Genomic DNA, 25,281 nt, shown 5'->3' with positions numbered 1-25,281 from the left:
CCGTAACGTCCTTGCCCGCTCGTAGCCGCCTCAGCTTGGATGGCGACTGTGAACGAGCGATTGCACTCCGTACTCGCCCAGCGTGGCGTCTCGCCCGAGGCACTCGCCGAAGCCTGCGAGGTGGATCCCAAGACGGTCGGCCGATGGCTTGGCGGGCGCGTTCCCCACCCGCGCCACAGATTCCGGGTCGCCCAGCATCTACGGGTGGAGGAACTTTTCCTATGGCCGGCCCCTGTGCCGAGTACCGGACAGCCCAGCGCCGGGTCAGGCATAGAGCTGGTCGGGACCTACCAGAACCGCGCGAGCGTGCCCCGTGACATGTGGCTCTCGCTGCTCCGGGGGGCCCAGGAGCAGATCAGCGTCCTCGTCTTCTCCGGCACCTTCTTCGCACAGTCCAACCCCCATGTCGCAAAAATGCTTGCCGAGCGCGCGGCGGCCGGGGTTCAAGTACGGCTCTGCTTCGGTGACTCGAATGGTCGCGCAGCGGCGATCCGAGGACACGAGGAAGGCATCGGCGACGCTCTCGCGGCCAAGATCCGCGCCTCGCTGACCTACTACCGCCCCCTGATGGCTGAGGTCGGATGCGAAGTCAGGCTCCACGACACCACCCTCTACACCTCGTTGTTCCGCTACGACAACGACCTGCTGATCAATCCGCACGTCTGGGGCCAACCGGCCAGCGCCAACCCACTGTTACATCTCAAGAAGGTTGACTCAGTTGGGTGGTTCGACAACTACGCTCAGAGTTTCGACGCTGTCTGGGCCGGTGCGCGGCCTTGGACGCCAGACCGGGAGGTGTCCTCGTCCCATGGGCAGGACTGAGTACTACAACGATCCCAAGGCCCCGAAGGCGAACACGCTCGTCCCCGCCAGCAACCTGCTCGTCGTCGACGAGAGTGGCGCCCTCCTGCTTCAGCGCCGCCGCGACACGGGCCAGTGGGCCTTGCCGGGGGGCGCTCAGGACATCGGCGAGACTGCGGCTCAGTGCGCGGTGCGCGAGTGCCTGGAAGAGACCGGCATCATCGCCGAGATCACCGGCTTCCTGGGCGTGTACACCAACCCCGACCACATCGTGGCCTACAGCGACGGCGAGATCCGCCAGCAGTACGAGAACACCTACATCGGCCGACCGGTGGGCGGCGAACCCACCATCAACGACGAAGCCGACGGTGTCCGCTACATCCAGCCATCCGACCTGGACCAGTACGACATCCACCCCAGCATGCGGCAGCAGATCGGTGACTTCCTCGCCGGCACCTACCCTTACCTGGGCTGAGCCGCCAGCACCGCTTCCACCCGCTCCACGGCGGTGACGATGGCGGGCTCCGCCCGAAGGATGAAACGCCCCACCAAACTGTCCGCCCCATAGCGCCTCGCGATCTCCGCCACCCGCTCAGCGGCAGTGGTTCGCTCCCCGTCGGGCGTCGTCGTCATGTCGCAGTAGACAAGCGCATCCACAAGCCGGGCTTCCTCTGGCACGGGGAACTCGCGCACGAGCACCTCTGCCAGTCCGCGTTCCTCGGCTTCCAACAGCGCGAACGAATGGTTCGCCACCAGCCTGACCAACCGCTCATCGGCCCCGTGCTCGTCCCGGAGAAACCGCGCCCCGTCGAGCGGGTGAAAACCTGTCGCCGTGAGCCGGGGCGCGTAGCCCACGTCGTGCAGCACCGCAGCAGAAACCAGCAGCTCGGCGTCCCCTGCCAGGACCGGGCCGAGCCCGGCAGCACGCGCCGCCACACCCTGGGAATGCGCCCACCTTCGGGGCAGCATGCCACTGAGCTCCTTCTCGGCTACACACCTCGCCCACACCTGCATCGTTTCTCCCATGGCTCGTTCGATGCCCAGCCGGAACCAAGGTCAGCCGCCCGCCAGGAATCCGGACTTGACTGCAACTCTCCTCTGCACAAGATGATGTCCAGGAGCACACAGCGGCGATCGACTCCTCGCCAGGGGCCAACACCTCATGGCGAGTCGACCTGGTCCGAGCTCACACAAGGTTCCAGGCCGTGCGGGTCGCCCCAGGCATTGGCGCGGGAACGGCCGACCAGCTCGCCGGTGCGCCCGCACCCGCCTATTCGTGTCAGAACGTGTCGCCGCTCAACTGTTGCAGGCCGGCAGGAACTCCAGACCCTCCGGCGTCCCGTACGTGAACACAGCCGTGTACGCCTCTACGGCATCGCACCCTTTGTCCAGCCACTGAAACGCGAACACGCTCCAGATCGCCAAGGCAAGGACGACCACCCAGCCCATAAATTTTGACATGTATGCGATATTCCGCTCCCCTGCGGCGGAATAAACCATGCCGCTTCCCCGGACCAGCCGGACAAAGGGGCGACCGAGAGCCGAGCGGGGCGCGCTGGGCGGTGGTCAGGTCGAGAGCGCCAACTCGAACCAGATGGTCTTTCCGCCCGAGCCCAACTCCCCTTCCCCTATGGCACATCCGCCCCAGCGGTCGGCGACGAGTTCGAGGATGGCCATGCCCCGCCCGGCTTCGGCCTCGACGCCGACGGCCGGCCTGTAGGGCTTGGGAAGGTCCGGGCTCAGATCCCAGACGCTGACTCTGAGCACCGGATGCCGCCACTGGAGCCGCACGCCGGCGTGACCTTGGGCGTGCCGCACGGAGTTGGTGGTCAGCTCGGAGGTCAACAGCCCGGCGCGATAGCTGAGTTCGGTCAGTTCGTGAGCGCCGAGGACGGCTCGGAGGGTCGTGCGGGCGATGCGGGGGCCGCGCGGGTCGTGGGGGAAGACGAGTTCGTAGCTCCAGGGGTCGGCGAAGGGGATGGGGGTGGGGTGGAGTGCGTACGGGGTGTCGTCGTACGGGGCGTGCGGGGCATAGGGGGTGGGCTTGGTCCTCACGGGCACCTCCTGGGGTGCGAGTGGGTGGGTGAAGTGGGCTTGCGCCAGAGGTGGTTGCGGTTGGTAAGCAGCGAGTGGCGGTGGCAATGCCGGTCCTGGCCTGCTTCCCGGGCGGGCAGGGTGGATCGGTGCGCTTCCGTACCCGGAGGCGTATGGCGCAGGTCATAAGCTAAGGGAGAATCACTCACATGTGAGTCGATTTCCACGAATGAGTGAGTGAGTGCCCGCTGTTGGGCCGCAGAGCTCAAGGCCTGCGAGACTATGCAGGGATACGAGAGAGGACCCATGGCCCCACGTAACGCGCCCACTGGCCGTCAGCGCCGCTTGGCGACTGAAGTTCGCCGCATGCGTGAACAAGCGGGCATATCGATCCAGGAAGCCGCGACACTCCTGGGATCAGACCGCACTATGGTGTCCAACATCGAGGCCGGACGTACTGGCCTGAGTGCGGACCGCGTGCGACAAGTCGCCTGTCACTACGGGTGCGGGGACACAGCGCTGATCGACGCCCTCGCGGCGATGGCAGCAGGGCGACGCAACAAACACTGGTGGAACGAATACCGGGGCAAGCTCCCGGAAGGCCACTTGGACATCTCCGAGATTGAGCACTTCGCGACGCGCATCCGGACGGCTCAGACCGTGCACCTGCCAGGCCTCTTCCAGACCGAGGAACACGCACGAGCGATCTTCGAGTTCACGGTGCCTCAGCTACCCAGGCTGGAGGTCGAGCTCCGCGTGGCCCATCGAATGAGCCGTCAGGCTGTTATGACCGGCGAGGCCCCGACTCCGTACCTCGGCATCATCCACGAGGCAGCCCTGCGGCTTGAGTTCGGGGGACGCGAAGTCGCTCGCAGGCAGCTCGGCTACCTGATGGAAGCCTCCGAGCTTCCACACGTGACCCTACTGATCATCCCTTTTCGCGCGGGTGCCTTCCACGGCGCCGGCCAGTCGATCCTGTACGCCGAGGGGCCAGTCGCTCAGCTCGACACCGTTCAGCTCGACACATCGTTCGGCGGCCACTTCGTTGATGCACCAACGCCCCTGGGGAACTACCGTTCGCTCTTGGATCTGATGGAGGGATCAGCCCTCCCGCCAGATGAGTCGCGTGACCTCATCCGGTCGATCGCCCGCGAACTGTAAGGGGTCGTGCTGTGACCGAACATGACTGGCAGCGCTCGTCGTTCTGCGGCGGGGGCGGCAACAACTGCGTCGAGGTTGCCGCTTGGCCGAAAACCGTGGGCATCGTGCTCCGCGAGAGCGAGAGCCCGGCTTCCGTCCTGACGACAAACCGGGCTGCGCTGCGCGCACTCGTGCGCGGGTTGAAAGCCGAGAAAAGTGGCCTCAGCTAGTCGGGGCAACCTGCCACTGACAGGGTACTTGTCTTCCCGCCAAGCAAGTCTTCGACAGCTCCTTGCTGGACCACCCGCAGTTTCGCGATATGCCTCTCGACCACCGAAATCCGGCTACGTACCGAATGAATCGGGCCCAGCAATCGCTTCTGCTCCGCAATCGGCGGCACAGGGACGGGCATCTTCTTTACCTGCGTCGAGTTAATCGAGGCCAGATTGGTCGTCTGCTTACCCACACGCTGGAAGTAGGCCCGCCCCTCGGTCGACGAGGTGCACAAGGCAAGAAAGTCCGGCAACATCCGCGCGCCGCATCGAACGCGGAAGACATGGTTCTGGTACAAGCACACGTCGATACGCCCGTCCCAGACCGCGCCTCGCCCCAGCTTGTCCAGGTCTCCGCCTTCGGTGAGAAGCAGATCTCCTTTGCGAAGAGCGAACCGCTCGCGCTGCGCCTGGAGAATGCGGACCGACTTCACTTCCACAGTGTCGATGCGACCATCTAGCACGTTTGCCACGCGAAGGTACGGGAGCTCTATAGTCCCCTCACCAACCGGCTCGGATCCAAGGGTCACCCCTGCAGCCACTGTGGCTACCTCATCCAGGGGTCGAAAGGGCCAGCCCTCCCCTTGGCTGTCGCCCAGAGCTTGGGCAGACAGAGCCTCACGCGCAACGTCCAGCTTGCTCAGCGCCTGTTCCAGGGCGCTGATCCGCCGCTCGAAGGCGGCGTGCACGGCGACGATCCGGCGCTGCTCCTCCATCGACGGGACGCCGATTTCCAGTTCCTTGAGGCGCGCGGTGTCCAGACGGCCCGTGCCATGGCTGGTCTCTTCCACCATGCTCAGGATCTCCGGCGTACGAACCCGGATCGCGTAAGCAAGGAAATGGGGATCGATGCCGTCGGCGGGGATCAAGGCCTTGACGTCTTGTCCGAATGCCACCTGCCGCTCAGCAACACCAATCCTGAACTCCGACTTGAGGCTCATACCCCGCACTACGAAGAGGGTCGTACCCGGTTCAGCCAGTCGCGACCCGTTCTTGGCGCCTAGCAGGGTAAGGCGGCGTGCGGAGTCGGTGACGTGGAAGTCCTTCATGCTTGCGCCACTGATCCACGGGATATCACCGCCCCAGTAAGCATCGTTCGACGTGCTGGGAGTCCCGCCCGACCGCCACTGTCCCGCATCTGCGAGTCGCAGTCGCCGCCAGCCAGCCGACAGAAAATCGCGCTTGCGCTCAGTCTCAACGCGCATAGCCCAGCTCCTCCAGCCACTTTCCCAGCTCGCCAGCAGCCCCATCGCTCTCCGCCTCCAGGTCGGAAAGCGACACCCCGTACTTCTCCGCCCACCTCCGGAACGCCGCCACCAGCTTCCGCCGCCGCCCCGCCGCAGCCGAGTCCAGCCGCCCGGACAGATCTCCGTCCAGCACCTCCATCACCACCCGCTCCGGGCCGCCCTCCTCCGCGGCCCTCACCACGTCCCGCGCGGCCCGCAGCTGGCGCAGGAACACCTCGTCCAGAGCCTTCCGCTTCTTCCTGGCAACCGCCAGAGCCTTCTTTCCGGCCGCGACCGCACCGGACAGCACGGCAATCTCCTCCGCCGAAGCCACCGGAGCCGCGTCCTCCTCCGGCTCGGCGTCGTCCGCACCCTCGTCCGCCTCGACGTCCCCGTCCAGCGGCTCCGGCCCCTTCGCCTCGGCCAGCGCCTCCAGCGCCGTCTTGTACGCCACATCCGCCTCGGCGACCGCCTTGTCCGCCGCCGTCACCGCGTCCAGGAACTCCGGGATCAGCACGCGCACGACCGGCTGGTCCATGGCGCGGCGGCGGTCGAGTGCCGTGACCGTCGTCTTACGGGTCGTGGTGTCGTCGCCCGGGATCACCGGCTCGACGATCGCCTCGACCGAGTCGACCCACCCCGTCAGCACCCGCTCGAACCCGCCCGCAGCCAGCGCCTTCATGTCGTAGCGGTTGGTGGCCCACCAGTCGGCGATGATGCCGGCCGTGGTGAACTCGTCGATCACGCCGACGGCACCGATGTCCCGCTTGAATGAGTCAAGGAGCCCGCTCCGCAGCTTCATCAGCTCACGGTCCGCCGCAAGCCCCGCGAACAGCGGCGCGTGGGCCTTCCACCACGTGCCGTACACCTCGTCCAGCTCGGACTTCTTCTTCTCCGCCAGCCACGGGATGCGGGCCGCCGTCGCGTCCGGGCCCTCCGGCAGGAAGTCGTAGTAGTCCGGGTCGCCGTCCCGCACCGCGAGCAGCTCCGTCGCATCCACGCCGAACGAGCGGAACAGTTCCGCGCGGTCCGCGACCTCGGTCACCGGCACCCCGCCGTACAGGTGCGCCCGTACGTCCTGCGGCTCGGCGGGCGGCGAGTTGTCCACCCAGCGGCGGATGTTGAGATTGGCCTCCGCCGCCATCAGGTCGTCGACCTCGACCTCGCGCGAGTAGCGCGGGATCCGGCGCCACCGCTCGTACGTGGTGACGATCTTCTCGACGTGTTCCGGACGGAGCTCGTTCTGGTTCCGGCCCACCGTGAACTCCCGGTCGGCGTTGATGAACAGGACCTTGCCCGCCCGGTCCTTGTGCTTGCGGTGCGGGCGGCGGAGCACCAGCACGCAGGCCGGGATACCCGTCCCGTAGAACAGGTTCGGACCGAGGCCGATGACCGCCTCGATGCAGTCGTCCCTGAGGAGCTGCTCGCGGATGTCGCGTTCCTTGCCGCCCCGGAACAGCACCCCGTGCGGCATGACGATCGCCGCGACGCCCCGCTCCTCCAGCACCGCCACCATGTGCTGGACGAACATGAGGTCGGCCTTCTTGCCGCCCTCCGGCGCCCAGTGCTTCATCCGCTTCCCGTGGTTCCTGTCGGCCTCGGCAACCTGGGAGGCGTCGTAGTTCAGGGAGAACGGCGGGTTGGAAAGAACCTTCGTGAACCGGCGCAGCTGCGTGGTGCCCGGCTGGAAGTGCAGCGGTTCGGCGAGGGTGTCCCCGTGCTTGAGGGAGAACTCCTTGATGCCGTGCAGCACCATGTTCATGCTGGCCATGGACCAGGAGGGGCCGTTCTTGTCCTGCCCGTTGACCGAGAGAAGCGTCGGGTTCTCGCCGTGCTCCTCCACATGCTCGCGGGCCGCGATCAGCATGCCGCCGGAGCCGGCGCACGGGTCGTAGACGGACTCCTCGGCCTTCGGGTCGACGAGCCGGACCATCATGCGTACGACAGCGCGCGGGGTGTAGAACTCCCCGCCCTTCTGTCCGGCCGAGTCGGCGAACTCCCCCAGCAGGTACTCGTAGGCAGCGCCCAGCATGTCGGGGAACTCGAAGTCCTCGTTACGCAGCCGGTAGAGCGTGAAGTGACGGATCAACTGGGCCAGTTCGGCATCGGTGAAGCGGGGCTTCGTGCCGACGACCTCGTTGAAGCTGATGTGCGTGGTCACACCGGCGAGGCGCTCGTTGCCCTCGCTGAGCGCGACCATCGCCTGGTCGAGCCGCTCGCCGACCTTGTCGGTGAGGGTCTGGATGCCGTGCGCCGGACTGTTCGGGGACGCAGGGTCGAAGTGAGGGCCGTTCCACCAGCGTGCCCGGGGCGGAACGTAGAAGACCCGGGTGTACGAGTCCGGGTCGTTGGCCCGCTTCAGCGCCTTCGTCTCGTCCTTCGTCCGGTCCAGGTGCTCGCGGTGCACCCGCTCCCACTCGGGCTGGAACTCATCCGAGGCGCGTTTCAGGAAGAGCATCCCGAAGATGTAGTCCCGGTACTCGGAGGCGTCCATCCGGCCGCGCAGGATGTCGGCGGCCGAATACAGGTGCCGTTCGAGCTCGGGCAGGGTGATTCTGGCCACGCGCCATTCCTTCGTACGTACGGTGAGGGGATCGGGATGCTCAGGGAAGCGTAGACGTCCCGTGGATCCGGTGCGGACCGATGACCGGATCGAGCTTCCCCCGAGCGGTCAGGCGTCCACGATTTCGAGGCTCACCAGCAGCCGCCAGACGTCGGTGGACGGGTCACGGCCGAGGACCGGGCAGTCGGCGGCGTGGCCCGATTGCGGGATCAGTGGATCGGGGCGCTCAGGGGCGCCGGCCCACTGGTAGCGGTCTTTGCGGGTGGACTTGGCCTCGCACCTGCCGTGCTCGCACTGCTTGACCATGCGCCGTGCCCGGCTGACTGCACCCGACTCCTTCTCGTCCAGCGCCGTGCGGCGCTTGTCCTTGACGCTCTTGTTGTTCCTGGTATCGAACTTCTTAAAAGCCGGGTCGGCCTTCCTCAGCGCGGCGATCACGTCTTCGTTCTTCCCGCTCCGCCGGCCGCCGAAGTCCTGGAAGTGGAGCAGCAGCCACAGTTCGAACGAGGGGTGCGAGAAGCAGACCTCCGTGCCCTGCTCAGCCGCGAGCTTCACCGCGTCGGCGATGTCGTGGTGCTTGTCCCTGTCGAACAGGGCCCATGCCTCGTCCTCCCCGGCCCGGCTCTGCGCAGCGGCAACAGCCCTGGCCGGTGTGTACCCGTTCTTGGTGTAAACCGGCTGGATCTTGAACCGCCGTCCACCGCTGAGGCTGCCGTCCCCGAAGCGTTCGTTGAGGTAGTTGAGGTAGTCCGGCTCGGTGGACTCGCCCTCGCAGCCGACGTACAGCACCCGTTGCGCCCGTGTATCGGCCGGAGGCGGTGGCGTGGGGGCCACGAGGGGCTTCTCTTCGCCCTTGCGGCTCTTACGCTTCCGCCGGGGCGGCTCGTCCGCCTGCCCTTCGGCATCGTGCTGTCCCTGCTGCCCACCCCGCGACGTACTCACGCTGTTGCCTTCTCCTCCTGCCAGGACAGTTCGCGGGCGATCTCGCCCGCGCTGACGCGGGGCACCCCGCCGTAGCGCCCGCGCAGATAGCCGCGCTCCAGGTTCTCGCCGTCCTTCGGGTGGGCGGCGGTCAGCGGATAGACCTCCGTCGCACCGGACCGGTCCTTGGCCGCGATCCAGACCTGGTCGCGGCCCAGCGGCCGGTCCAGTACTTCGCTGCCGAGGAGGGTGGCGTCGTGCGTGGTGAAGATCAGCTGCGCGTTGCGCGGGTTGGCCTTCGGGTCCTGGAAGATCCGTACGACCTCCGCCGCCAGTGTCGGGTGCAGGGAAGAGTCCAGCTCGTCCACGAGCAGCACCGCGCCCTTGTCGAGCACGGTGAACATCGGCCCGAGGAAGGCGAACCAGGCGTGGGTGCCGAAGGACTCCTCGGTGAGGAAGTCCAGCGGGGTGTCCGTTCCGTCTCCGGTGCGGTGCCGGAGTCTGACCGCTCCGGTCTCCGGGTCGACCTCCATGCCGGTGACGCCGAGATCGGCGGCGGCCAGCAGGTGCAGGACCCGCTCGCGGTAGCCGTCCTTCGCGTTCTGCTCGATGAGGTCCAGGGTCCACTTGGTGCGGTGTCCGACATCCTCACCGGGTGTCACCAGCCACAGGTTGTCCAGGAACCAGCGGTGCAGTGCGGAAAGTTGGCGGTCGTTCAGGGTGGCGGCGGTGGACAGGAACAAGGAGTCGGGCCGCGTGACGGACACGAGGAGTTCGCGATTCCCGGTGAAGCCCTCGCCCTCGAAGACGAACTCCCCGCCCTCCGCGTCGGGCCTGCCCGCTTCGCGGTCGAACCAGGTCTCCCGCTTGCCCCCGGGGTAGGCGTGCAGCCATTCGGCCTCGACGCGCTCGTCCGAGAGCTCGAAGCCGTACGTGAAGCGGGTACTGCTACGGCCGAGGGAGAGATCGACCTCGAACAGGCTGGTCTCCTCCGCGCACGCGGGGTCGAGCTTGAAGGGCTCGCGGGGCACGCCGGGCGACTTCGTCCAGTCGGCGAACGACGTGCGGACCGCATGGCGCATGTCGGACAGTGCACTGAGCATGTTGCTCTTGCCCGCTGCGTTGGAGCCGAAGATGCCCAGCACCGGCAGAGCCGACACGTCGTGCCCGTCGTGACGGAGACCGGTCACTCGGGCATTGCCGTCACCGTGGTCCGGTCCGATGAGCGACAGCTCGCACTCATCGCGGATCGAGCGGTGATTGGCCACCCGGAAACGCAGTAGCACCCTCGGCCTCCCGACAGGACGGGGAGGCTGGCCCCGTCGTACGTACACCGCATGCGGACGATCCGCACTGGCAGCCTATGACGCCGGCACCGGCCGTGCCAGCCCCGGCCCCTCAGCCCGCGGCGACCGTCTCCCGCCGCACCGTCGTAGCGATCGTCGCCGACCCGACCACGCGCGTCCCGTCGTACAGCACGACCGCCTGGCCGGGGGCCACGCCCCGTACCGGCTCGGTGAAGGCGACGCTGAGCGTCCCGTCCACCAGCTCGGCGCTCACCTCGGTCTCGCCGCCGTGGGCGCGGAGCTGGGCGGTGTACGTGCCGGGGCCGGACGGCGGGGTGCCGCACCAGCGGGGCTTGATCGCGGTGAGGGCGGTGACGTCGAGGGCCTCGACCGGGCCGACCGTCACCGTGTTGTTCACCGGGGAGATGTCCAGGACGTAGCGCGGCTTGCCGTCGGCGGCCGGGTGGCCGATGCGCAGGCCCTTGCGCTGGCCGATGGTGAAGCCGAAGGCGCCCTCGTGGGTGCCGAGCTTCGTACCGGACTCGTCGAGGATGTCGCCCTCCGCAGTGCCGCCGAGGCGGTCCGCCAGGAAGCCCTGGGTGTCGCCGTCGGCGATGAAGCAGATGTCGTGGCTGTCGGGCTTCTTGGCCACGGCGAGACCGCGGCGCTCGGCCTCGGCCCGGATCTCGCCCTTCGTCGTGAGGGTGTCGCCGAGCGGGAACATCGCGTGGGCGAGCTGGCGCTCGTCCAGGACGCCGAGGACGTAGCTCTGGTCCTTGGCCATGTCGGAGGCGCGGTGCAGCTCGCGGCTGCCGTCGTCGGCGAGGACAACGGTGGCGTAGTGGCCGGTGCACACCGCGTCGAAGCCGAGTGCCAGGGCCTTGTCGAGCAGGGCCGCGAACTTGATCTTCTCGTTGCAGCGCAGGCACGGGTTGGGGGTGCGCCCCGCCTCGTACTCGGCGACGAAGTCCTCCACGACGTCCTCGCGGAAGCGTTCCGCCAGGTCCCACACGTAGAAGGGGATGCCGATGACGTCCGCGGCACGGCGGGCGTCACGGGAGTCCTCGATGGTGCAACAGCCCCGGGCTCCGGTCCGGAAGGACTGCGGGTTGGCCGAGAGGGCGAGGTGCACACCGGTCACGTCGTGGCCCGCCTCGGCGGCGCGGGCCGCCGCGACGGCGGAGTCGACACCGCCCGACATGGCGGCGAGTACGCGGAGGGGGCGCTGGGAAGTCTGAGTCATAGCTCCACCAGGGTACGGGGCGACGGGAACCGAATGCTCGCGGATAAGCGTTGTCGGTCACATGGGGACCAAGGGGACGGCGGGCGCCAAGGGCGCCGCGGGATCGGGCACCGGCAGCGGCATCAGCCGGCGCGCGGTGCTGATCGGCGGCGTCGTCACGGCGGCGGGTACGGCGGCGCTCGCCCGGGACCAGCTGAAGCGGGCCTGGTGGCGGCTGCCCGGGGTGGAGAAGCCGCGCAAACCGGGTGAGGTGGACTACGCCCGGGCGACATGGACGGCGGCCTCCGAGGCGAACTGGCGGCGGGCGGACCGCCCCGACGACTACGGCATAGACCGCGTGGTCATCCACATCACCCAGGGCAGCTTCAGCAGCGCGGTCCGGGTCTTCCAGGACCCGGGGCACGGGGCCGCGGCGCACTACGTGGTGCGCAAGGACGGTCATGTGACGCAGATGATCCGGGAGCTGGACGTGGCGTTCCACGCGGGCAACCGCGACTACAACGAGCGCAGCGTGGGCATCGAGCACGAGGGCTTCGTGGACCGCCCGCAGGGCTTCACGGCCGCGATGTACGGGGCGTCCGCCCGGCTGACCGCGGCGATATGCGCGAGGTACGACATCCCGGTGGACCGCAAGCACATCATCGGGCACGTGGAGGTGCCTGGGGCCGACCACACGGACCCGGGGAAGCACTGGGACTGGGACCGGTACATGAAGCTGGTCCGGGCAGCGAGAGTCTGAGGCCGGGCCCCGGGGCCGTCAGCTGAGCCCCGCCGTCCGGGCCCGCTCCACCGCCGGGCCGATCGCCCGCGCCACGTCCTCGACGTCCTGCTCGGTCGAGGTGTGGCCCAGCGAGAAGCGCAGGGTGCCGCGGGCCAGGTCCGGATCGGTGCCGGTGGCCAGCAGGACGTGGCTGGGCTGGGCGATCCCGGCCGTGCAGGCGGAACCGGTGGAGCACTCGATGCCCTGCGCGTCCAGCAACAGCAGGAGGGAGTCGCCCTCGCAGCCGGGGAAGGTGAAGTGCGCGTTGGCCGGCAGCCGCCCACCGGGGGCCGGGTCGCCGCCGAGGATCGCGTCGGGGACCTGCGCCAGGACGGCCGCGGCCAGCTCGTCGCGGAGCCCGCCGATCTCCCGGGCGAAGCCCTCCCGCCCGTCGGCGGCCATCCTGCCCGCGACGGCGAACGCGGCGACGCCGGGCACGTCCAGGGTGCCGGAGCGCACATGACGTTCCTGCCCGCCGCCGTGCAGCACGGGTACGGGGGTGTACTCGCGGCCGAGCAGCAGCGCGCCGACGCCGAACGGGCCGCCGATCTTGTGCGCGCTCACGGTCATCGCGGCCAGCCCGGAGCGGGCGAAGTCGACTTCGAGCTGCCCGAAGGCCTGTACGGCGTCGGCGTGCATGGGGACGTCGAACTCGCGTGCGACCTCGGCCAGTTCACGTACCGGCATGACGGTGCCGATCTCGTTGTTCGCCCACATCACGGTGATCATCGCGACGTCTTCGGGGTGACGGGCCAGCGCCTCGCGCAGCGCGTCGGGGTGGACGCGGCCGTAGCGGTCGACCGGGAGGTATTCGACGGTCGCGCCCTCGTGCTCGGCGAGCCAGTCGACGGCGTCCAGCACCGCGTGGTGCTCGACGGGGCTGGCCAGGACCCGGGTGCGGCGGGGATCGGCGTCGCGACGGGCCCAGTACAGGCCCTTCACCGCGAGGTTGTCCGACTCGGTGCCGCCGGAGGTGAAAACCACCTCGCTGGGGCGGGCGCCGAGGGCGTCGGCGAGGGTCTCTCTGGACTCCTCGACGGTACGGCGGGCCCGGCGCCCGGCGGCGTGGAGTGAGGACGCGTTGCCGGTGGCGGCGAGCTGCGCGGTCATCGCAGCGATCGCCTCCGGCAGCATCGGCGTGGTCGCGGCGTGGTCGAGGTAGGCCATGGTGGGCTCGATTCTACGAGCCTGCGGCCTGGGTCTGTCGTTCGGATCAGGCCGGATCAGGGAGCGGGCTCCGGTGCCGTGCATCGCAAGGCGGAGGATTGAGGCAACGCGGAGCGTTGTTGACTGACGACAACGCCGCGAGGTGCGGCACCGGAGCCCGCGAGCCCGGCCTGATCCGAACGGCAGGCCAAGCGTACGGCGGGCGCATCGGGTCCCGGGGCCCGCGCACCCCGGAAGGCACGGTCCGGGCCGCCCCGTTCGGGAGCCCGATCCGGCGGGAGCGGGCCGGTATCGGTGCTCGGTCAGCCGCCGAAGTTCCAGGCGACGACGCCGTTTCCGGTGACGAGGAAGGCGAGGATCGCCAGGTCGGCGACGCCGAGCGCCAGCCCGAGCAGGGCGCGGCCGCGACGGGCGGTGGAGCGGGCCAGCGCGACGAGCGCCATGACGATGGCCGCCGGGCCGAGCAGCAGGTTCATCACCAGGAGGCCGAGGAGGCCGGCCACGAAGGACGCGACGGCGAGACCGTCCGCGTCGCGGGTGGGCTGCCTGACCGGAGCGTCCGGCGACGACGGGGCGGCCGGGGCGGGGGCGTCGCCGACGGGAGGACGGGCGGCGGCCTCGGAGCGGCGGGCGAACGCGGTGAGGGTCATGGTGCGGACTCCTTCGGGTCTGGATGCGGTGCGGTGGACGTCCTGGCGGAAGTGCGGGCGGTCACCGCGAGCGGCGACGCGCACCCCGTCCGTTCGCGTACGGCGAAGACCAGCAGCCAGCAGCCGATCAGGGCACCCAGCGCGAGGGACATCGGAAGCGGAATCTGGACCACTGCTCCCAGCACGATCCCCATCAGGAGCAGGGCGGCGACGAGGACGATCATGGTCAGCCTTTCCACGATTGAGAGTACGACTGTTCACTGACTTGTCAGTCTAGACCCGCGCTCTCCTTCCCCGCCCTGGAGAACAGTTGTTTACTGAATGGCATGAGTCACACCGCCGGCATCCGCCAGACCCAGAAGCTGAAGACGCGTCAAGCCCTGCTGGACGCTGCCCTCGGGCTGCTGGAGCACCAGAGCCTGAGCAGCCTGGGCCTGCGCGAGGTGACGCGCGCCGTGGGTGTCGCGCCCACCGCCTTCTACCGGCACTTCGACGACATCGCCGCGCTCGGCGTGGCTCTGGTCGAGCAGACGCTGGGCAGCCTGCACGGAATGATCGGCGCGATCCTCGCCGAGACCGGCGACAGCGAGGTCCGGCTGGACCGCAGCGTCGACCTGATAGCGCGCCATGTCCGCGAGCAGCCCGCCCACTTCCGCTTCATCGCCCGCGAGCAGCACGGCGGGGTCGGCCCGGTCCGCGAAGCCATCGCGGCGCAGCTGAGGCGGTTCGCCGAGGAGGTGGCGGCGGCGCTCGCGGACGAGCCCGAGTCACGGGGGTGGAACGAGGAGGATCTGCTGATGCTGGGCGGCCTCTACGTCGACCACATGGTGATCACCGCCTCCGCCATGCTGGATGCCGGTCCGGACGGCGACATGGAGGTGGCCCGCGTCGCCCGGCGTCGTCTGCGCCTGGTCACTCTCGGCCGCCTGCACTGGCTGGACGGGCCCGCATCCTCCTCATCGGCTTCGGGGGCACCCTAGGCTGCCTGCCATGAGCGACGACGCATGGGCCCTGGACCGTACGTTCCACAGCTCCGCCGGGGAGGTCCGCTGGGCCGCCCTGGGCCGGACCGAGGCGCCGCCCGTCGTGCTGGTGCACGGCACGCCCTTCTCCTCGTACGTCTGGCGCGGCGTGGCCCGGGCGCTGGCCCAGGACCACCGGGTCTTCGTCTGGGACCTGCCCGGGTACGGCGTCTCCGCGCAGTTCGAGGGCCAGGACGTCTCGCTCGGCTCCCAGGCCCGGGTCCTCACCGAGCTCCTCGGCCACTGGGAGCTGCCGGAACCCACCGTGGTCGCCCATGACTTCGGCGGCTGTGTCGCCCTGCGCGCCCATCTGCTGCACGGCGCCCGCTACCGCCGCCTCGCCCTGGTCGACCCGGTGGCACTGGCACCCTGGGGCTCCCCCACGTACCGGCTGCTCGGCGGACACCCGGAGGTCTTCGGGCAGTTGCCGCCCGCGCTGCACCGGGCGCTGGTGCGGGAGTACGTGCGTTCCGCCAGCGGCCCCGGGCTGTCCCCGGCGGTCCTGGACCGGCTCGTCGCCCCCTGGCGCACCGAGGCGGGGCAGGCCGCCTTCTACCGGCAGATCAGCCAGAACGACCAGCGGTTCACCGACGAGATCCAGCACCGGTACGGAGAGCTCGCCCTGCCGGTACTGATCTGCTGGGGTGCCGAGGACACCTGGATCCCGGTCGCCCGCGGCCGCGAACTGGCCGCCCTCGTCCCCGGCAGTCAGCTGCGGATCATCGAGGGGGCCGGGCATCTCGTACAGGAGGACGCCCCGGCGGAGCTGACCGCCGCGCTCACCCGCTTCCTGCGGACTCCCCCGGCCCCGGATCCCCGTACAGCGCCATGACCGCGGCCGCGTGCGCGGCCATCACCGCGCGCGCCTCCGGCGGGGCCAGCACCTCGAGGTTCGGGCCGAACGAGAGCAGGGAGCGCGCCCACTCCACCGACTCCACGGCGAGGTCGGCCCGCAGCCACTCACCCCCGCCCTCGAGGCTCGGATTCCCCGTGAGCACGCCCGTGTTCAGCCGGAGGAAGTGATCCAGCCGGGAGCGGTGCACCCGCACCCGCAGGGTCACCGTGCCCCGCCGTTCCTCGACCTGCCGGCGCAGCAGCTCCCAGACCTGCGCCAGCTCCACGCCGGGCCTGCGCACGACCGGGTCCTCCGTGAGCGTGGCCTCGCGCACCCGGTCGGCGCGGAAGAGCTGCGGCTCCCCGTCACGGTCGGCGACCAGGTACCAGACCCCCGCCTTCACCACGAGGCCGTACGGATCGACGGTGTAGGTGCGGGCGGTCCGCGTACCGCTGTGCCGGTAGCGCAGTCGCAGCCGCCGGTCGGCGAACACGGCGTCATGCAGGTCACCGATGTCGACGGCGGCGGACCGGCCGCCCATCCAGCGCACCGGGTCGACGAGGATCCGGCGACTGGTCAGCTCGGCGGCGGGCCGGTGCGGGGCGGGCAGCGCCGCCATCACCTTGCGCAGGGCCGAGCCGATCGCCTCGTCGAGGCCGAGCGCGGCATGGGCGCCGTCCGCGGCCAGGACGAACAGGGCGCGCGACTCGTCGGCGGTCAGCCCGGTGACATCGGTGCGGAACCCCGGCAGCAGGGTGATGCCGCCGTGGCGGCCACGTTCGGCGTAGACGGGTACGCCGGACGCTGAGAGCGCCTCGACGTCCCGGTAGATGGTGCGTACGGAGACGTCGAAGCGCTCGGACAGCTCGGTCGCGGGCACCAGCCCCCGGGTCTGGAGCAGCAGCAGGATCGAGAGCAGCCGGTCGGATTTCACCGGCCCAGCATCCCCCGGACCCGGCCGGTGCGGGGCGTCAGCTGCGCGGTGCGCGGGCCAGCTGGCGGGACTGGGCGACCAGCCGGTCCGCACTGTCCCAGACGTCCGCGTCCTCCTCCAGGAAGCCGCCCGCCAGGTTGCGGGTGGTGATGGAGACGCGCAGGGGGCCCGGAGCGGGGCGGCAGCGGATGTGGGTGGTGAGCTCGATGGTCGGGGTCCAGCCCTTGAGCCCGAGCTCGAACGAGGTCGGCGGCAGCGCGTCGACGGTGAGGAGCAGCGAGAGCGGGTCGGCGTCGCGGCCGTCCGCGAGCCCGAACCAGCCGCGCATCTCGCCCTTGCCGGACGGCTGCCCGATGGCCCAGCCGATCGTCGCCGGATCGAGCTTGATGTCGAGCCGCTCGGTGATCGCGGAGCTGCCGGGGATCGGGGCGGGGCCGTCGCTCGGGCCGAGGCAGTGCTCCCGGGGCGGGATGGCCGGAGGCTGGGCCGACGTGCGGATGTCGTCGGTCAGGGCGTCCAGGTCGCCGTAGGTGGCGATGACCCGGATGCGCTCGACCTCGGCACCGTCCTCGGCGTACTGGAAGAGGGAGGCCTGGCCGGTGGAGAGGGTACGTCCGGTGCGGACGGTCTGCGTGCGGATCACAGCCGGGCCGGGAACGGACGCGGTGAGGTAGTGCGCGGAGACGGAGAAGGGGTCCGGGTGCGGCAGGGCCTCACCGAGTGCGCGGCCGAGCATGGCCAGCAGGTAGCCCCCGTTGACGGCGTGGATGATCGTCCAGCCCGCGGAGAGCTCGGCGTCGTAGACGCCTTCCTCGCGGAGGGTGACGGCGGTGTCCCGGTCGAACTCGCTGTCACCGATGGATGCCTGCGCGGTCGGTGCCGCCTGCGTTGCTGCCTGTGCCATGGAATGCACCGTACACCGATGCGATTACTGAGCGGTAGCTTTTTCGGTGCGAAGAGACAACACAGGCCCTAGGGAGTGTTTGAGAAGTAGCGTCGGCCGCCCGGAGGGCGGGTCTCGCGTGGTCCGGTGCGTGCGATCGCAAGGCGCCGGGGTGCCCTCGGATGGGGTCTCCCCTGCTCGAACGCAGTTGAGAGCTTGGGGAAGGAGCTACTAGGGCATTTCGGCAACGCGGCGAGCGTGCGTGCCGGACCACGCGAGACAGACGGGACTTCTCAAACACGACCTAGCCCTCGTCCGCCGTCGCCGAGCGCCGGTTGTAGGCGCGCGGGGCCCGCCAGTGGTAGCGCAGCGCCAGCAGCCGCAGCGCGAACGCCGTGAGCACCGCGCAGCCGCTGGTGACGGCGTTGAGCGCGTCGAAGCGGATGCAGAGCACGGTCATGGCCGCCCCGACGATGGCCGGCACCGCGTACAGGTCGCGGTCCCAGCGCAGCAGCGACGGCACCTCGTTGGCGAGCACGTCGCGCAGCACACCGCCGCCGACCGCGGTGGTCAGGCCGAGCGCCGCGGACGCGGTCAGCCCGAGGCCGTAGTCGTACGCCTTCACCGTCCCCGTGACGCAGAAGAGCCCGAGGCCCGCCGCGTCGAAGATGTTGACGCCGAGCTGGATCCGTTCGACCTGCGGGTGCAGGAAGAAGACCAGGCCGGCGGCGAGCAGCGGGGTGGTGAAGTAGCCGAGGTCCGTGAAGGCGGCGGGCGGCACCGCGCCGATGATCACGTCACGGAACAGCCCCCCGCCCAGAGCGGTCACCTCGGCGAGCACCGCGATGCCGAAGACATCGAAGTTCTTGCGTACGGCGAGCAGAGCGCCGGAGATCGCGAAGACGAAGATCCCGGCGATGTCGAGCGCATGCTGGACGGAGGGCGTGAACAGTTCGTTGAGCACCGGGCAATTGTGCCGGTACTACTCCTTGGTGCTGTCCTCGGAGCTTTCCGAGGGTGTCGCGGCGTCGGGCTCCGTGTCGGCTTCCACATCCGCCTCCGCGACCGGCTCGGCAACAGCCTCGACGTCCGGCTCCGGCTCCGCCTTCGCGACCGAGACCAGCTCGACCGCTTCCCGGGCCCCGGCCAGCACCTGCTGGCCCGGCGCCTGGTCCTCGGCGTTCTCCGGGTGGTGGCAGGCGACCTGATGGCCGGTCTTCAGCGCGATCAGCGGCGGCTCCTGCGTCTTGCAGATCTCCGTCGCCTTCCAGCACCGGGTGTGGAAGCGGCAGCCGCTGGGCGGCGAGATCGGCGAGGGAACATCGCCCTTGAGCAGGATGCGCTCGCTCTTCACCCCGCGCCGCCGCGGGTCCGGTACCGGCACCGCGGACATCAGGGCCTTGGTGTACGGGTGCATGGGCGCCGAGTACAGCGACTTCCGGTCGGCCAGCTCGACGATCTTGCCCAGGTACATGACCGCGATGCGGTCCGAGACATGGCGGATGACGGAGAGGTCGTGCGCGATGATCACGTACGTGAGCCCGAGCTCGTCCTGGAGGTCGTCCAGCAGGTTCACCACCTGCGCCTGGATCGACACGTCCAGCGCCGAGACCGGTTCGTCGGCGACGACCAGCTTCGGGCGCAGGGCGAGCGCGCGGGCGATGCCGATGCGCTGGCGCTGACCGCCGGAGAACTCGTGCGGGTAGCGGTTGTAGTGCTCGGGACTGAGCCCGACCAGCGACAGCAGCTCCTGGACGTGGTTCTTGAGACCGCCCTCGGGCTCGACGCCCTGGAGCCTGAACGGCGCGCTGACGATCGTGCCGATCGTGTGGCGCGGGTTCAGGGAGGAGTACGGGTCCTGGAAGATCATCTGGACGTCGCGGCGCATCGGCCGCAGCTTGCCCATGGACAGGTGCGTGATGTCCCGGCCCTCGAACTCGACCTTGCCGCCCGACGGTTCGATCAGCCGGGTGATGAGCCGGCCCATTGTCGACTTGCCGCAGCCGGACTCGCCGACGACGCCGAGCGTCTCGCCCGGGTACACCTCGAAGTCGATGCCGTCGACGGCCTTGACGGAGGTGCTCTGCCGCCCCAGCAGGCCCTTGCGGATCGGGAAGTGCTTGACCAGGCCCTCGACCCTGAGCAGCGGCTCGCGCGAGGAGGTCGCCTGCTCCGGGATCTTCACGTCCTTCTCCAGCACCGGGGGATCCTTCTTCTCGCTCACGTCGCTCACATCACTCGCCTCGCTCACAGCTTCGGCGCAATCTCTTCGGTCCAGATCCGGGTCCGCTCCTCCGGTGCCATGTGGCAGGCGGAGAAGTGGCCGTCGCCGACCAGTTCCAGCTCGGGACGCGTCGTGCGGGTGACGTTGTCCTTGGGGATGTCCGCGTACGGACAGCGCGGGTTGAAGGCGCAGCCGGAGGGGATGTTGATCAGCGACGGGGGCTGGCCCTTGACGGGGATCAGCCGCTCGGTCTGCTCGCGGTCGATGCGCGGCATCGAGGTGAGCAGACCCCAGGTGTACGGGTGCTGGGCCTCGTAGAAGACCTTCTCCGCCGGACCGCGCTCGATGCACCGGCCGCCGTACATCACCAGGAGTTCGTCGGCCATCTCGGCGACGACCCCGAGGTCGTGCGTGATCATGATGACGGCGGAGCCGAACTCCTTCTGCAGGTCCCGGATCAGGTCCAGGATCTGCGCCTGGACGGTGACGTCCAGGGCGGTGGTCGGCTCGTCGGCGATGAGCAGTTCCGGGTTGTTGACCAGGGCCATCGCGATCATGGCGCGCTGGCGCATACCGCCGGAGAACTCGTGCGGGTGGGAGTCGACCCGCTTGTGCGGCTCGGGGATGCCGACGCGGTCGAGCATCTCGATGGCCCGGGTGCGGGCGATCTTCTTGCTGACCTTGTTGTGGACGCGGTACGCCTCCACGATCTGCGCGCCGACCGAGAAGTACGGGTGCATCGCGGAGAGCGGGTCCTGGAAGATCATGGCCATCTTGCGGCCGCGCAGCTGGCGCACCCGCTCGTCGGACGCGCCGATCAGCTCCTCGCCGTCCAGCCAGACCTCGCCTGAGATCCGGGCGTTGGGGGCCGTGCGGTGCAGACCGAGCACGCCGAGCGAGGTGACGGACTTGCCGGAGCCGGACTCGCCCACGATGCCGAGGGTCTGTCCGGGTTTCACGTCAAAGCTGACGCCGTCGACCGACTTGACCAGACCATCGTCGGTCTTGAAGTGGATGCGCAGGTCCCGTACGGAGAGGAAGGCGTCATCGCTGCCGGCCCGCGCGGCGGTGGCGGGCTCGCCCACCGCCGCGGTCTGTGCCTTGGAAACCTCGGTCACGAAAGCCTCACCCTGGGGTCGATGGCGGCGTACACCAGATCCACCAGCAGATTGCAGATGACGATGAAGAAGGCGGCGACGAGCGTCACGCCCATGACGATCGGCAGGTCGTTCTCCTGCACGCTCTTGATGGCGTACTGGCCGAGTCCAGGGAAGGAGAACACGGTCTCGGTGATGACGGCACCGCCGACCAGCAGGCCGAAGTCCATGCCGAAGATGGTGACGATCGGGGTGAGCGCGGCCCGCAGACCGTGCTTGCCGATGACCTTGCTCTCCCTGAGGCCCTTGGCGCGGGCCGTACGGATGTAGTCCTCGCCCATCGTCTCCAGCATCCCGGCTCTGGTGATGCGGGCGTAGAGCGCGGAGTAGAGGAAGGCCAGCGAACACCACGGGATCAGCATGTTCCACGCCCAGTCGAATGGACTGTCCGTGAACGCGACGTAGTTGACGCCTTCCCAGATCGGCCATTGCACCGTCAGCACACCCAGCGCGAGCATGCCGGTGAAGAAGATCGGGAGGGAGACGCCGGCGAGTGCGACGGTCATGAAGAAGCGGTCGAGGATCGAGCCCCGCTTGAGCGCGGAGACGACACCGATGGCCACACCGCTGATCAGCCAGATCACGGCAGCACCGATGGCCAGGGAGAACGTGACCGGAATGCGCGCGGTCAGCTCGGGCCAGACCTCGACGTGACGCTTGAAGGAGTAGCCGAAGCACGGCACACCGCAGTGCGTGGCCTCGGGACCGAACTGGAAGTCGGCGCCGACGAACAGCTGCTTGAGGAAGTGCCAGTACTGGATGTACAGCGGCTGGTCGAGGCCGAGGTTCTGCTTGACCGCGAGGATGGACTGCGGATTGGCGTCCTTGCCCACGTACTGGGCCGCCAATTGGTCCATCGTCTGCCCGGCCAGTCGGGGGACGAGGAAGAAGATCGCGAAGGTGACTGCGCTGACGATCAACAGCAGCAGTACCGCGCCGAAGACGCGTCGGATGATGTACGCAGCCACAGCTATCCGGCGCCGGTATCTGCTCGCCGGGGGTGACCCATGCGGTCGGACACCGTGCCTTCACCTGCCTTTCGGGACAATTCTGAGGGGTCCGGAGGCCGCTCCCCGGGCCGCGTGCGCGGCCCGGGGAGCGGGGCCGTTCCTACTTGGCGGAACCCATCAGCACGTAGTCGTACATGCCGAGGTAGGCCTGGGTGACCGTGACGTTCGTCGCGGACACCGGGCGGAGCAGCAGGTTCTTGCGGTAGATCAGCGGCACAGCGGTGGCGCCTTCGGCGACAGCCCTGTCGACGTTGGCCCACGCCTTGGCACGGGCGGCGTCGTCGGTGTTGGCGATGCCTTCGTTGAGCAGCTTGTTGATCTTCGGGTCGTTCAGTTCCTGGACGTTGTTACCACCGGACGGCTTGATGGCCGAGCCGTTGATGATCTGGTCCAGGAAGCCGAAGCCGGTCGGCCAGTCGGCACCCCAGGCGCTCATGATCATGCCGAGCTTGTTGGCGTGCACGTAACTCGGGTTGCCCGCGAAGTTCTGGAAGTACTTACCGGCCGGGAAGCTCTTGATCTCGGCGTTGACGCCGATCTTCTTGAGCGAGGCCTGCACCGCGGTGACCATGGCCATCTCGGCCGGGCGGTCGGAGCGGGCCGAGATCTTGGTGTCGAAGCCGCTCGGCTTGCCACACTGCTTCAGCTCGTCCTTGGCCTTGGCCTCGTCGCCCTTGTGGCCGGCGGACTCGTACAGGTCGAACTTCTCGTAGCCCTGGACCGTCGGCGGCAGCAGGGTCGTCGCGACGTCACCCTTGGGGTCGCCACCCTGGGCGGCCTGGATCGACGCCTTGTCGATGCCCCACTGCACGGCCTTGCGGCAGTGGATGTTGTCGAACGGCGCGACGTTGACGTTCAGACCGATGTACGAGGTGGCACCCGCGTACGAGTTGTCGGTCTGCTTCTTCAGGTCGGCCTTGGTGAGGACCTTGGGCTGGGTCGCCGGGGCGACACCGGTGCCGGCACCGTCGACCGTGATGTTGTCGGAGAGCAGGTTGTTGTCGACCGTCTCCTGCTTGACCTTGAAGCGGACCGTCACCTTGTCCGGCAGCGCCGGGCGGATCGTGTCGGTCTTCGGGTCCCAGTTCGTGTTGCGGACCAGGGTCGCGCCGCGGCCCTCGTCGTACGACTCGAACTTGTACGGGCCCGAGGACACGATGTGCTTCACGTAGTCGGCGCCCTTGTCCTTCGCCTGCGGCACGGGGGCCGTCGACGAGAAGGTTGCCAGGTAGTCGAAGTCCGCGAAGGCGTCCTTCAGCTTGAAGACGATCGTGAGGTCGTCCGGCGTCTCGATGGACGCGATGCCGTCCGGGTTCTTGTCCTTGTACGGACCCTTGTACTTGTCGCCACCGATGAGGTGGGCCTTGAAGTACGTCGGGCCGTTGGACAGGGCCTCAGGCGCGAAGTTGGAGCGCTCGACGGCGTACTTGATGTCCTTCGAGGTGATCGGGGTCCCGTCCTCGTACTTGAGACCCTTCTTCAGCGTGTACGTCCAGGTCTTCGCGTCCGGGCTCGCCTTGCCGAGACCTTCGGCGAGGTCCGGGACGACCTCCAGGCCGTCCTTGCCGGCGGCCGGCTTGAAGGACGTCAGGGTGCGGCCGTACAGGCGGGCGAAGTTCTGCACCCAGCCGTAGTACGTGTTGCCCGGGTCGAGCGAGTCGGGCTCGTCGGACATCTCCAGCTTGAGAGTCCCGCCCTTCTTGTCCGACTTGTTGACGATCGAGGTCAGGCCGGCGTCAGTGGCACCGGCACCGCCGCTGCCGCCCTTGCCGCCGCCGTTGTCGTCCTTGGAGCCGTTGCACGCGGAAGCTCCGAGCATCAGGACCACAGCTGTGGCGACCACCGCTGTCGTTTTTCTGGTCTTCACCTGAGGAAATTCCCCTCAATCGATGGTTGCCGTGGCTTGTCGCACGACGTTGTGACGAACACCCGGGCACTACTTACTACGGGGATCGAGCGCATCGCGCAGCCCGTCTCCCAGCAGGTTGAACGCCAGCACCGTGACGAAGATGGCCACGCCCGGCACGATCATGTACATCGGGTCGTTCTGGTAGAAGTCGATCGCGTTGGTGAGCATCCCGCCCCAGGAGGACTGCGGCGGCGCGATTCCGACACCCAGGTAGCTGAGACCCGCCTCGAAGAGGATGTTCGAGGGGATGAGCAGCGTGGAGTAGACCAGAATGGGAGCCACCAGGTTCGGCAGCAGCTCCCGGAAGAGAATGAAGGGGCCGCGGGCGCCCAACGACCGCGCCGCCTCGACGAATTCGCGATTGCGCAGGCTCATGGTCTGGGCGCGGACGATGCGGCCCATGTACGGCCAGCTGAAGAAGCCGATCACGAAGATCAGTACCGCGATCCTCAGCGGCAGCCCCTCCAGGCCGAACGCGCCGTCCTGCAGCGCCGCCGAGATGGAGATCGCGAAGAGCAGCAGCGGGAACGCCAGGAAGGTGTCCATCATGCGGCTGATGAAGGTGTCCACCCAGCCGCCGTAGAAGCCCGACACGACGCCCATGAAGACGCCGATCACCACGGAGAGCAGGGTGGCTCCGACCGCGACGACCAGGGACACCCAGGAGCCCTCGATGATGCGGGTCATGATGTCGCGGCCGTACTGCGGCTCGACGCCGAGCGGGTGGCTCCAGCTGATGCCGCCCCAGTCGCCCTTCGGTGCGAGCAGCGCCGGGTCGATGAGGTCCTGGTGGAACTCGTTGGGGTCCAGGCCGAAGACGGCCTGGATCGGCTTGGAGAGCACGGCGAGCAGGATCAACAGGATGACAACGATGCCGCCCGCCACTGCCACCTTGTCGCGCTTGAAGCGCGTCCAGGCGATCTGTCCGAGCGAACGGCCCTCGATCTGGCTCTGTTTGACTCCCGTGAGTACTGCCTCCGGCTGCGCCTCGGCAGCCGAACCGGTGGTCTCGATCGGTGCGGTCACAGTGCCTCTGACCCCTCCCGCCGGCGGTGGCCGGCCCCTACTCGCCGCGGTGACGGCCTGGCGCGTGTCAGCCGCGGTGCTTGCTGCGGCTGATGTTTTCGGTGCGATGAATGCGTCTGTGGAATGACCGCCGGTGCAACCTCGTACAAAGGGCGGACGATCCCCACTAGCCGGGAGTCTTCAACGCCGTTGCGATCACCCGCCAGACCTGACGGGGA

Annotated in this window: 26 protein-coding genes; 7 read left to right on the top strand and 19 right to left on the bottom strand. The window is 68.7% G+C overall.

Features of this window, described 5'->3' with window-relative positions:
• Nucleotides 1-48: 48 nt before the first annotated feature.
• Together ACIBJG_RS17030 and ACIBJG_RS17025 are read left to right on the top strand one after the other, a co-directional pair.
• Nucleotides 49-822, top strand: coding sequence for a helix-turn-helix domain-containing protein (locus ACIBJG_RS17030; RefSeq protein WP_399308320.1), 774 nt, complete (start codon nt 49-51; stop codon nt 820-822).
• Entirely contained in the window at nt 809-1,276 is a 468-nt protein-coding gene (locus ACIBJG_RS17025) for an NUDIX hydrolase (RefSeq protein ID WP_399308319.1), read from the top strand. The genes ACIBJG_RS17030 and ACIBJG_RS17025 overlap by 14 nt, the downstream gene beginning before the upstream one ends.
• Here ACIBJG_RS17025 and ACIBJG_RS17020 read toward each other — a convergent pair.
• The 3 genes from ACIBJG_RS17020 to ACIBJG_RS17010 all read right to left on the bottom strand — a co-directional run bounded on the left by ACIBJG_RS17020 (nt 1,264) and on the right by ACIBJG_RS17010 (nt 2,856).
• Complete coding sequence (locus tag ACIBJG_RS17020) at nt 1,264-1,827, bottom strand: HD domain-containing protein (protein ID WP_399308318.1); 564 nt, start codon at nt 1,825-1,827, stop codon at nt 1,264-1,266. The two genes, ACIBJG_RS17025 and ACIBJG_RS17020, sit on opposite strands and share 13 nt — an antisense overlap.
• 270 nt (nt 1,828-2,097) lie before the next feature.
• Entirely contained in the window at nt 2,098-2,301 is a 204-nt protein-coding gene (locus ACIBJG_RS17015; protein WP_399308317.1) for a hypothetical protein, read from the bottom strand.
• Between the two features lie 66 nt (nt 2,302-2,367).
• Nucleotides 2,368-2,856, bottom strand: coding sequence for an ATP-binding protein (locus ACIBJG_RS17010; RefSeq protein ID WP_399308316.1), 489 nt, complete (start codon nt 2,854-2,856; stop codon nt 2,368-2,370).
• A gap of 285 nt (nt 2,857-3,141) precedes the next feature.
• Between ACIBJG_RS17010 and ACIBJG_RS17005 the strand changes: the two genes are divergently transcribed.
• Entirely contained in the window at nt 3,142-3,996 is an 855-nt protein-coding gene (locus ACIBJG_RS17005; RefSeq protein ID WP_399308315.1) for a helix-turn-helix transcriptional regulator, read from the top strand.
• An 11-nt stretch (nt 3,997-4,007) separates the two neighbouring features.
• The gene (locus ACIBJG_RS17000; RefSeq protein ID WP_399308314.1) at nt 4,008-4,205 is read left to right on the top strand and encodes a DUF397 domain-containing protein; all 198 of its coding nucleotides are present in this window, start codon (nt 4,008-4,010) and stop codon (nt 4,203-4,205) included.
• On the opposite strand, the gene ACIBJG_RS16995 is transcribed toward ACIBJG_RS17000, so the two are convergent.
• The 5 genes from ACIBJG_RS16995 to mnmA form a co-directional block, all read right to left on the bottom strand.
• Complete coding sequence (locus ACIBJG_RS16995) at nt 4,202-5,452, bottom strand: restriction endonuclease subunit S (protein WP_399308313.1); 1,251 nt, start codon at nt 5,450-5,452, stop codon at nt 4,202-4,204. The two genes, ACIBJG_RS17000 and ACIBJG_RS16995, sit on opposite strands and share 4 nt — an antisense overlap.
• Nucleotides 5,442-8,036 carry an N-6 DNA methylase gene (locus ACIBJG_RS16990; protein WP_399308312.1) on the bottom strand — a complete coding sequence of 865 codons (2,595 nt, stop codon included), beginning with the start codon at nt 8,034-8,036 and terminating at the stop codon, nt 5,442-5,444. The genes ACIBJG_RS16995 and ACIBJG_RS16990 overlap by 11 nt, the downstream gene beginning before the upstream one ends.
• 108 nt (nt 8,037-8,144) lie before the next feature.
• Nucleotides 8,145-8,978, bottom strand: coding sequence for an RloB family protein (locus ACIBJG_RS16985; protein WP_399308311.1), 834 nt, complete (start codon nt 8,976-8,978; stop codon nt 8,145-8,147).
• On the bottom strand, nt 8,975-10,243 hold the full coding sequence (locus ACIBJG_RS16980; RefSeq protein ID WP_399308310.1) for an ATP/GTP-binding protein: 1,269 nt from the start codon (nt 10,241-10,243) through the stop codon (nt 8,975-8,977). Before ACIBJG_RS16980 ends, ACIBJG_RS16985 begins: the two co-directional genes overlap by 4 nt.
• Before the next feature lie 112 nt (nt 10,244-10,355).
• Nucleotides 10,356-11,486, bottom strand: a complete 1,131-nt coding sequence (gene mnmA / locus ACIBJG_RS16975; RefSeq protein WP_399308309.1) for a tRNA 2-thiouridine(34) synthase MnmA — start codon at nt 11,484-11,486, stop codon at nt 10,356-10,358.
• A gap of 61 nt (nt 11,487-11,547) precedes the next feature.
• On the opposite strand from mnmA, the gene ACIBJG_RS16970 reads away from it, so the two are divergent.
• Nucleotides 11,548-12,225, top strand: a complete 678-nt coding sequence (locus ACIBJG_RS16970) for an N-acetylmuramoyl-L-alanine amidase (RefSeq protein ID WP_399308308.1) — start codon at nt 11,548-11,550, stop codon at nt 12,223-12,225.
• A gap of 18 nt (nt 12,226-12,243) precedes the next feature.
• On the opposite strand, the gene ACIBJG_RS16965 is transcribed toward ACIBJG_RS16970, so the two are convergent.
• The 3 genes from ACIBJG_RS16965 to ACIBJG_RS16955 all read right to left on the bottom strand — a co-directional run bounded on the left by ACIBJG_RS16965 (nt 12,244) and on the right by ACIBJG_RS16955 (nt 14,302).
• Nucleotides 12,244-13,413: a cysteine desulfurase family protein gene (locus tag ACIBJG_RS16965; RefSeq protein WP_399308307.1), complete on the bottom strand. Its 1,170-nt coding sequence runs from the start codon at nt 13,411-13,413 to the stop codon at nt 12,244-12,246.
• A gap of 302 nt (nt 13,414-13,715) precedes the next feature.
• Entirely contained in the window at nt 13,716-14,063 is a 348-nt protein-coding gene (locus ACIBJG_RS16960; protein WP_399308306.1) for a DUF4190 domain-containing protein, read from the bottom strand.
• A complete protein-coding gene (locus ACIBJG_RS16955; RefSeq protein ID WP_399308564.1) occupies nt 14,060-14,302 on the bottom strand; it encodes a hypothetical protein in 243 nt (80 codons plus the stop codon). Before ACIBJG_RS16955 ends, ACIBJG_RS16960 begins: the two co-directional genes overlap by 4 nt.
• Before the next feature lie 87 nt (nt 14,303-14,389).
• On the opposite strand from ACIBJG_RS16955, the gene ACIBJG_RS16950 reads away from it, so the two are divergent.
• Both ACIBJG_RS16950 and ACIBJG_RS16945 read left to right on the top strand, forming a co-directional pair.
• The gene (locus tag ACIBJG_RS16950) at nt 14,390-15,043 is read left to right on the top strand and encodes a TetR family transcriptional regulator (RefSeq protein ID WP_399308305.1); all 654 of its coding nucleotides are present in this window, start codon (nt 14,390-14,392) and stop codon (nt 15,041-15,043) included.
• 10 nt (nt 15,044-15,053) lie between these two features.
• Complete coding sequence (locus ACIBJG_RS16945) at nt 15,054-15,917, top strand: alpha/beta fold hydrolase (protein WP_399308304.1); 864 nt, start codon at nt 15,054-15,056, stop codon at nt 15,915-15,917.
• Here ACIBJG_RS16945 and ACIBJG_RS16940 read toward each other — a convergent pair.
• The 8 genes from ACIBJG_RS16940 to ACIBJG_RS16905 all read right to left on the bottom strand — a co-directional run bounded on the left by ACIBJG_RS16940 (nt 15,865) and on the right by ACIBJG_RS16905 (nt 25,063).
• Nucleotides 15,865-16,854 carry a helix-turn-helix transcriptional regulator gene (locus tag ACIBJG_RS16940; protein WP_399308303.1) on the bottom strand — a complete coding sequence of 330 codons (990 nt, stop codon included), beginning with the start codon at nt 16,852-16,854 and terminating at the stop codon, nt 15,865-15,867. The two genes, ACIBJG_RS16945 and ACIBJG_RS16940, sit on opposite strands and share 53 nt — an antisense overlap.
• Nucleotides 16,855-16,891: 37 nt before the next feature.
• On the bottom strand, nt 16,892-17,758 hold the full coding sequence (locus tag ACIBJG_RS16935; protein ID WP_399308302.1) for a thioesterase family protein: 867 nt from the start codon (nt 17,756-17,758) through the stop codon (nt 16,892-16,894).
• Between the two features lie 283 nt (nt 17,759-18,041).
• The gene (locus ACIBJG_RS16930) at nt 18,042-18,701 is read right to left on the bottom strand and encodes a trimeric intracellular cation channel family protein (protein ID WP_399308301.1); all 660 of its coding nucleotides are present in this window, start codon (nt 18,699-18,701) and stop codon (nt 18,042-18,044) included.
• A gap of 18 nt (nt 18,702-18,719) precedes the next feature.
• The gene (locus tag ACIBJG_RS16925) at nt 18,720-19,934 is read right to left on the bottom strand and encodes a dipeptide ABC transporter ATP-binding protein (RefSeq protein ID WP_399308550.1); all 1,215 of its coding nucleotides are present in this window, start codon (nt 19,932-19,934) and stop codon (nt 18,720-18,722) included.
• 50 nt (nt 19,935-19,984) lie between these two features.
• Complete coding sequence (locus ACIBJG_RS16920; RefSeq protein ID WP_399308300.1) at nt 19,985-21,079, bottom strand: ABC transporter ATP-binding protein; 1,095 nt, start codon at nt 21,077-21,079, stop codon at nt 19,985-19,987.
• Nucleotides 21,076-22,086: an ABC transporter permease gene (locus ACIBJG_RS16915; protein WP_399308299.1), complete on the bottom strand. Its 1,011-nt coding sequence runs from the start codon at nt 22,084-22,086 to the stop codon at nt 21,076-21,078. The genes ACIBJG_RS16920 and ACIBJG_RS16915 overlap by 4 nt, the downstream gene beginning before the upstream one ends.
• A gap of 142 nt (nt 22,087-22,228) precedes the next feature.
• Complete coding sequence (locus ACIBJG_RS16910; protein ID WP_399308549.1) at nt 22,229-23,947, bottom strand: ABC transporter substrate-binding protein; 1,719 nt, start codon at nt 23,945-23,947, stop codon at nt 22,229-22,231.
• 117 nt (nt 23,948-24,064) lie between these two features.
• Nucleotides 24,065-25,063 (bottom strand): ABC transporter permease, encoded by a 999-nt coding sequence (locus ACIBJG_RS16905; protein ID WP_359314104.1) that lies wholly within the window; start codon nt 25,061-25,063, stop codon nt 24,065-24,067.
• Nucleotides 25,064-25,281 lie beyond the last annotated feature (218 nt).

Origin of the sequence: Streptomyces sp. NPDC050422, assembly GCF_044458665.1 — a bacterium.
GTDB lineage: Bacteria > Actinomycetota > Actinomycetes > Streptomycetales > Streptomycetaceae > Streptomyces.
Note: the sequence above shows the minus strand (reverse complement) of the source record. Positions and strands in the feature narration are given on the sequence as shown.

What these genes read in the sequence shown, in the direction of transcription:
- ACIBJG_RS16995 (WP_399308313.1), bottom strand. Translation starts at nt 5,452, where the DNA reads ATGCGCGTTGAGACTGAGCGCAAGCGCGATTTTCTGTCGGCTGGCTGG.
- ACIBJG_RS16970 (WP_399308308.1), top strand. Translation starts at nt 11,548, where the DNA reads ATGGGGACCAAGGGGACGGCGGGCGCCAAGGGCGCCGCGGGATCGGGC.
- ACIBJG_RS16935 (WP_399308302.1), bottom strand. Translation starts at nt 17,758, where the DNA reads ATGGCACAGGCAGCAACGCAGGCGGCACCGACCGCGCAGGCATCCATC.
- ACIBJG_RS16950 (WP_399308305.1), top strand. Translation starts at nt 14,390, where the DNA reads ATGAGTCACACCGCCGGCATCCGCCAGACCCAGAAGCTGAAGACGCGT.
- ACIBJG_RS16910 (WP_399308549.1), bottom strand. Translation starts at nt 23,947, where the DNA reads ATGCTCGGAGCTTCCGCGTGCAACGGCTCCAAGGACGACAACGGCGGC.
- mnmA (WP_399308309.1), bottom strand. Translation starts at nt 11,486, where the DNA reads ATGACTCAGACTTCCCAGCGCCCCCTCCGCGTACTCGCCGCCATGTCG.
- ACIBJG_RS17005 (WP_399308315.1), top strand. Translation starts at nt 3,142, where the DNA reads ATGGCCCCACGTAACGCGCCCACTGGCCGTCAGCGCCGCTTGGCGACT.
- ACIBJG_RS16965 (WP_399308307.1), bottom strand. Translation starts at nt 13,413, where the DNA reads ATGGCCTACCTCGACCACGCCGCGACCACGCCGATGCTGCCGGAGGCG.
- ACIBJG_RS17020 (WP_399308318.1), bottom strand. Translation starts at nt 1,827, where the DNA reads ATGGGAGAAACGATGCAGGTGTGGGCGAGGTGTGTAGCCGAGAAGGAG.
- ACIBJG_RS17015 (WP_399308317.1), bottom strand. Translation starts at nt 2,301, where the DNA reads ATGGTTTATTCCGCCGCAGGGGAGCGGAATATCGCATACATGTCAAAA.
- ACIBJG_RS16945 (WP_399308304.1), top strand. Translation starts at nt 15,054, where the DNA reads ATGAGCGACGACGCATGGGCCCTGGACCGTACGTTCCACAGCTCCGCC.
- ACIBJG_RS16960 (WP_399308306.1), bottom strand. Translation starts at nt 14,063, where the DNA reads ATGACCCTCACCGCGTTCGCCCGCCGCTCCGAGGCCGCCGCCCGTCCT.
- ACIBJG_RS17025 (WP_399308319.1), top strand. Translation starts at nt 809, where the DNA reads ATGGGCAGGACTGAGTACTACAACGATCCCAAGGCCCCGAAGGCGAAC.